The sequence below is a fragment of the Bacteroidota bacterium genome (genome assembly GCA_034723125.1).
Classification (GTDB): domain Bacteria; phylum Bacteroidota; class Bacteroidia; order CAILMK01; family JAAYUY01; genus JAYEOP01.
Window position 1 is genome coordinate 1 of record JAYEOP010000066.1, and the last position, 5,220, is coordinate 5,220.

The 5,220-nt window shown below is 30.5% G+C and carries 5 protein-coding genes; 2 read left to right on the forward strand and 3 right to left on the reverse strand.

Annotated elements, in window-relative coordinates:
* From U9R42_02105 to U9R42_02115, 3 genes are all read right to left on the reverse strand, one after another.
* Positions 1-867, reverse strand: an 867-nt coding sequence (locus U9R42_02105; protein ID MEA3494807.1) for a hypothetical protein, incomplete at its 3' end; no start/stop codon positions are given.
* Between the two features lie 10 nt (positions 868-877).
* Positions 878-1,615, reverse strand: a complete 738-nt coding sequence (locus tag U9R42_02110; GenBank protein MEA3494808.1) for a hypothetical protein — start codon at positions 1,613-1,615, stop codon at positions 878-880.
* A gap of 173 nt (positions 1,616-1,788) precedes the next feature.
* A complete protein-coding gene (locus U9R42_02115) occupies positions 1,789-2,613 on the reverse strand; it encodes a metallophosphoesterase (GenBank protein ID MEA3494809.1) in 825 nt (274 codons plus the stop codon).
* A gap of 426 nt (positions 2,614-3,039) precedes the next feature.
* Between U9R42_02115 and glp the strand changes: the two genes are divergently transcribed.
* The gene (glp, locus tag U9R42_02120) at positions 3,040-4,212 is read left to right on the forward strand and encodes a gephyrin-like molybdotransferase Glp (GenBank protein ID MEA3494810.1); all 1,173 of its coding nucleotides are present in this window, start codon (positions 3,040-3,042) and stop codon (positions 4,210-4,212) included.
* A complete protein-coding gene (gene moaA / locus U9R42_02125; protein ID MEA3494811.1) occupies positions 4,196-4,996 on the forward strand; it encodes a GTP 3',8-cyclase MoaA in 801 nt (266 codons plus the stop codon). Before glp ends, moaA begins: the two co-directional genes overlap by 17 nt.
* Positions 4,997-5,220 lie beyond the last annotated feature (224 nt).

Genomic DNA, 5,220 nt, shown 5'->3' on the forward strand with positions numbered 1-5,220 from the left:
TTTTGCAGAACTTTTGTAATTATATTCCGAAATAATTAGAACAGGTATTATGTCTTTGATTTTCTTAGGTATTACCCAATTTGGACAAATCAGTCCTATTTTTTGTTTTTGGATTAACATTTCAAACACCGCTTTTTCTAAATCTTTTCTTGGGAAATTTGTGAAAATATCATAATACATTCCTATTTGAATAGGACTAAGATATATTCCAGATGTATTCGTGCCGTGCTTATACTCAATCAATAAGATATTACCATTTTTGTCCAATGCTAAAAAATCAAGTTCATTCCCAACTGATTTTTTTTCAATATCCTTTCCGTATCTTTTACTGTTTTTAGCCGAAATATCGTGTTGGAATTGCTTGTATTTTGGTAGGATTTTTTTAAATACAGTATCTTTTTCTTTTTGATTTAGATAACCCACAACTGCTTCTTTATCAATTATTACAAAGTCATCATCTTTATCGCCAAAAATTCCATATTTTCTTGACAAGATATTTTGATAATACCCTTCTTTCTTATTTTTATAATATTTATCAAATTTCTCATTCTTTGAAATGATATTTATTAAGTGTTCAAGTTCCTTTTTAAACATTTCTGAAATAGATTTTCTCCCATACAACTGTGGTAAAATAATTTTATACGATTTGGCTCCATCAATTTTAATATCATCAGATTTTTTATATCCAGTAATTTTGATAATACTGGTTAATCCACGATAAACTGAAATCCATTCTTTCGAATTGTTTTTTCCAATCAAAAAATCTAAATCGTCTCGCTTTTTCACAAGGTCAAATAACCATCTCAATTTGCCACCACTTTCAATAAGTACTGAAAATGAATTTGATATTTTTCTGTTATAATACATAGTTTAAATTTTATGCCAAAGCAATTATTAAAGTCTTAATGTATTCAATCATATCTATTGCGATTTTTGCATTTTCTTTTGTGTTTGCAATTTTCTTAATTGAGATATGAATTCGTTTTCCGCTGTCAGTGATTTTTATAGGTATTCCAATATCCGTTTTTTCGATATACTCAAATTTACCTTCAAAATGTTCTGTAATTCTGTCTTTAAATTGATTGGCGATATCTGAAATTTCCGTAAAAGGTTTTGGCAATTCTCCACCACGTTTTGCGATAAAAAATGATTTATTTAAACCGATTGTTATTTCTTCTGTTTCCTTATAGTCCGTGTATAAAAAAACACCTTTGTGATAAATTGTTCCTTCATTTTTCGGAAAATCGTTTGCGATTTTTTCTTGCAAAACAACATTGTTATGGTGTGTTTTGGTAAGCATAAAATAAAATTCTTTATTTTCTTTCCCTTCTTTTCTTTTTACTTCGTCAATTAAATATCTATTTTGACTAACCCACTCGTGTAAATATTCTTCAAAAGCATTCTTGAAATTAGAGTAACTCAATTTCTTCATAGTTTTCATTGCAATAATAAAAACAACAATCGTTACTAATAATCCAGCCAAATCTTTTAAGCCATCAAGAATATTTTCATTTGTCCAACCTCTAATAAACAAATTTCCAATAATTGCAATTGTTCCAATAATTCCAAAAATTGCTGTTAAATATTTTTCTAAATTATCATCGTAATGTTTCATAGTTTATTCCTTATTATGTGGTTTGCTCAAATGCCCTACAACGAGTGAAATATGGTGCGTTTAGCATTTCAACGCTCATATCTTTCAATTTACTACCATGTTTCTTAATTGCTATCATCTTCATATATATCACTATCTGCCAAATGCACTATATTTTTTGTTGTGTGCCGTATTTATTCATTTTCTAAACTTATTACAACAATCTCAGGTCTGCAAAAGAATCTTAATGGTGGGGTAATTGTTCCAATCCCTGACGAAATATAAGCTTGCATTCCATCAAAATTCTTTAATCCATATCTATATTTTTGTCCATATTTAGATGGAAGAATTGGAGCCCACATTCCAAAGAATGTCATTTGCCCCCCATGAGTGTGACCTGATAATGTCAAATCAATCAAATCCTTTGGCATATTTTCTATGTAATCTGGACTGTGTGAGATAAGTATCGAAAAATCAGAATCGTTTAAGTCATGAGTTGTACTATCAAGTTGCTGAGAATCTTCCCACAAATCGCCAACTCCACCAATTTTAATACTATCATTTCCGATTTTAACCCAATAAGATTTATTGTCACATATTTTTATTCCGTTTTTAATCATCATTTGCCTTGTCAAGTCTGCACTTTCCCAGTGGTCATGATTTCCAAGAACACCATAAATACCGTTTGTTGCCTTTAGATTATTAAATTCTTCAAAAACAGGGGTTATATATTCAGGTTCTCTGTGAACATAATCACCGCCCATTAATATATAATCAGGCTCTAATTTGTTTATCCGTTTTACCAGTTTCTTAATCCTTTCAATTGATAAAAATGGTCCATGATGGATATCTGTTATAAATACAATCTTTTTTCCAGCAAAAGACTGCGGAATGTCACTGGATATCAAATCAATTCTTTTAGTCTTTATCCAGCGAGTTTCTAAATGACAATAAACTATGAAGGCAATGCCCAAAATAGTTAGAATTGAAAATATTTTTATCAGTTTTCTAAATTTCATTTATCAATATTATGTAAAATCCCGTTTTCTAGTTTTAATGCTTTGCAGTATCGTTGTTTTATATGGCACACAACACCGTTGTTTTAATACTTTCATGTCCTAATAAATTTTTGAATGTATCTTAAAATACATTTGCAAATGTAATAAATATTTTTTGTTTTATAAAAAGTCCTTTTAATCATTTTTAAAAAGCAATCTGTTATATTAAAATCGCTTTAATGCTTCTATGTCAAATACTGTGGGTAATCAAATTATTCACAAATTACAAAATTACTCTTTTTGTAATCTGTGAATCTGTCTTCAACAGACAAAGTCTGTGGCTTTAATTTCTTTTCACCCACACAAATCAACATAGAAGTTTTTAGTTCTTAGTTTTTAGTTTTCAATTCAAGATTATATTCATAATTTTGCAGAAATATTTTAGCAATGATAAGATTCGAAGAAGCTTACAAAATAGTAATTGACAGTGCTGTAAAAGCTACAATTGAAGAAGTTGATTTTAACAATTCCTTAAATCGCATTTTAGCGGAAGATATTAAATCCGACATGGATATGCCACCATTTGATAAATCGGCAATGGACGGATTTGCTTGCAGACAAGAGGATATAAAAAACGAACTTGAAATAATTGAAACTATCCCTGCCGGCAAAGTTCCTGCAAAAGAAATCAAAAAAAATCAATGCTCTAAAATAATGACTGGAGCAATGGTGCCACAAGGTGCTGATTGTGTTTTGATGGTAGAATTTACAGAGGAAATTTCAAAAAATAAAATCAGATATACAAAAGAGAAAAGCTCAACAAATATTTGCTACACAGGTGAAGACATTAAAACAGCTAAGATTGTTTTAAAAAAGGGAACTCAAATAAAACCTCAACACATAGCTGTACTTGCATCGGTTGGTGCTGTAAAACCAAAAGTTTACACAAGACCAAAAGTAGGAGTAATTTCTACGGGGGATGAAATTATTGAACCAGAAAATAAACCCGGCTTATCACAAATACGAAACAGCAATGCTTATCAACTTCTTGCCCAAATAACACAAGCAGGAGCAGAAGCAGAATACGTTGGTAAAGCTGCCGATAATAAAAAATCTACTTTTGATACAATTTCAAAAGCATTAAAAAATAATGATATTGTACTTTTAACAGGAGGAGTTTCAATGGGAGAATTTGACCATGTTCCTGAAATAATGAATCAACTTGGAATAAAAATTCACTTTGAACAAATTGCAGTAAAACCTGGCAAACCTACAACTTTCGGAACAATTGATGATAAATTTATTTTTGGGCTTCCCGGCAATCCTGTTTCATCTTTTATTCAATTTGAAATTCTTGTTAAACCATTGATTTGCAAAATAATGAATTGCAAACACCAAGCTAAAGAAATTAATCTTCCTATGGGCATTGATTACAAAAGAAAGAAAGCAGAACGAATGGCTTGGTTTCCTGTAAACATAAAAAATGGAATTGTAGTACCATCAAATTATCATGGCTCTGCACATATTCACGCTCTTGAAAATGCTGATGCATTAACATTTATTCCGATTGGACAAAAAATTATTAAAAAAGGAGAATTAGTGCATGTACGACCAATTTAACCGAAGAATAAATTATCTGCGTGTTTCCGTAACTGACAGATGCAACCTCAGATGCACTTATTGTATGCCCGAAGAAGGTGTGAAATTATTAGATCACAAAGATATTTTGTCATTTGAAGAAATAACTAAAATTATAAAAATTGCAGTAAACAAAGGTATAGATAAAATTCGTCTTACCGGAGGAGAACCTCTTGTACGCCATGGAATAATAGACCTCGTGTCTATGATTTCCAAAATAAAAGGCATCAAAGATTTTGGCATGACAACAAACGGCATCTATCTTCACGACTATGCTCAAAAACTTAAAGATGCAGGATTGCAAAGAATTAATATTAGCCTTGACACCCTTGACCCTGTTCAGTACAAAAATATTACTCGCGGAGGAAATATTGATGATGTGCTAAAAGGAATTGAAGCGGCAAAAAAGGCAAAGCTCACTCCTATTAAAATTAATTGTGTTGTAAGAAATTCTTCGGGTGATGAAAATGCAAAACAAGTAAATAACTTTTGTATAGAAAATGATTTGCAAGTAAGATTTATTAGATTGATGAATCTAAAAAACGGAACATTTTCAATTGTGGAACATGGTGACGGAGGTAATTGTGCTATTTGTAACAGATTAAGATTGACTGCCGATGGCAAAATTAAACCATGTTTATTTAATGATTTGGAATACGATATTCGTAAAATCGGTATAGAAAAAGCTATTGAACTTGCAGTAAAAAATAAACCCAAAAGTGGCACTAATAACAAAGTAAATCAATTTAGTAATATTGGAGGTTGAGAGTTAAGAACTAAAAGCTAAAAACTAAAAACTAAAAGGTTATGTGTTACGGATAAACAAGAAGAAGTACTTAAAGTGCCTAGAGTACCTAAAGTACTTAGAGTTAAAAAATAACAACTAAATGACAGCGAAGCAAATGACCACTAAATGACAAATAAATAATAAGAAGTACTTAAAGTGCCTAGAGTGCCTAAAGTACTTAGAGTTAAAACTAAAAGCTAAAA